This is a genomic window from Psychromonas sp. B3M02 (genome assembly GCF_003318165.1).
Lineage (GTDB): Bacteria > Pseudomonadota > Gammaproteobacteria > Enterobacterales > Psychromonadaceae > Psychromonas.
Genome location: NZ_QOCB01000027.1, coordinates 1 through 1304, shown reverse-complemented (window position 1 = coordinate 1304; position 1304 = coordinate 1). Strand labels below are relative to the sequence as shown.

At 39.9% G+C, this 1304-nt stretch carries 2 protein-coding genes and 1 pseudogene; 1 reads left to right on the top strand and 2 read right to left on the bottom strand.

Annotated elements, in window-relative coordinates:
* Nucleotides 1–336: pseudogene (locus tag DS885_RS03740) on the bottom strand (small ribosomal subunit biogenesis GTPase RsgA); the annotation flags it as partial.
* 95 nt (nt 337–431) lie between these two features.
* Here DS885_RS03740 and orn point away from each other — a divergent pair.
* Nucleotides 432–971 (top strand): oligoribonuclease, encoded by a 540-nt coding sequence (gene orn / locus DS885_RS03735; protein WP_113818067.1) that lies wholly within the window; start codon nt 432–434, stop codon nt 969–971.
* Between the two features lie 126 nt (nt 972–1097).
* Here the strand turns inward: orn and DS885_RS17590 are convergent.
* A partial coding sequence (locus DS885_RS17590) for a hypothetical protein (protein WP_220149641.1) occupies nt 1098–1304 on the bottom strand: 207 nt, incomplete at its 5' end.

The window sequence follows — 1304 nt, the reverse complement described above, 5'->3', positions numbered from 1 at the left end:
ATCATAATAATCTGGGCGAGTTAATACCGTTTTACGAGGATGAACGGCTTCAATGACACCGCTGATCCCTTGATGGGATTCTTTACCTGCACGCCATACTACGCGATCGCCAGTCACTAAAGATCGGATTGAGCGGCGTAATGTACAACGTTCTACTTTACCTTGGTCATCTTCAATATCTGCATGTTGTCCAAATCGACTAACCACTAATCCTTCTAGTTGTGGACCGAGTTCAGCCTCATCCCATTGTGTGTCGCTTTTAGGTGCTAAGCGTTTGTTATGATTACTTTGAACACGACGGATTTGGTTTTTACTGAGTTTTTTCTTCTTAGCCACAGACTTCCTTTGCTACCACTGGTGATTTGAATCGAGTATTATACTCTATTCTTATATTAAATAGCGATTCATCAATAGAAAAGGGTGCTAGGAAAATGAATAAAGATAATTTGGTGTGGATTGACTTAGAAATGACCGGGTTAAACCCTGATACCGATAAAATTATTGAAATTGCCACTATTGTGACTGATAGCGATTTGAATATTTTAGCGGAAGGCCCACAATTTGTTATTCACCAAAGCGATGCTGCATTAGATGCAATGGATGAGTGGTGCACTGAGCATCATGGCAACTCAGGTTTAACAGCAAGAGTAAAAGCCAGCGACATTAGTTGTGAACAAGCGGAACAAGCCACCTTAGATTTCTTGAAAGAGTGGGTACCAGCAGGTGCAGCTCCTTTATGTGGTAATAGCATAGGTCAAGATCGCCGTTTTATGGTGAGACATATGCCTACATTAGAAGCTTTTTTCCATTACCGTAGTATTGACGTGAGTACGATCAAAGAGTTAGGTCGTCGTTGGGCACCTGAAATGGTTGCGGCACACAAGAAAACAGGTACCCATTTAGCGCTGCAGGATATCAAAGAGTCTATTTCTGAGTTACAACATTATCAGAAGCACTTTTTTAGTTATTAAGTATCACTCGAATAATGAAAGCGTCATTTAATTTTTAATTGATGACTTACTTTATCTGATTCATACCGTTAATTTTGCGAAGGGCAAAGTGAATTATTGCAAAAATAACGGTAACGGATCCTTTGCTTACCCTAACTTGAAGTGACTAGCTCGCTTTTTAGACAAGTTATTAGGTAGTTGTTCAAAAACTCTGCAAGCAAACTTAGTTAAGTAGAAAATAGCTAAAAAAAGCTTGCAATCATTACCGCCATCTCTATAATTCGCACCTCGTAACGGACAGGCATCACCAAATGCTTTATCAGCCGCTACAGGAAAATATGAAGCGGTACTAGC

Excerpts from the sequence above, each read along its gene's own strand:
- orn (WP_113818067.1), top strand. The coding sequence starts at position 432 with ATGAATAAAGATAATTTGGTGTGGATTGACTTAGAAATGACCGGGTTA.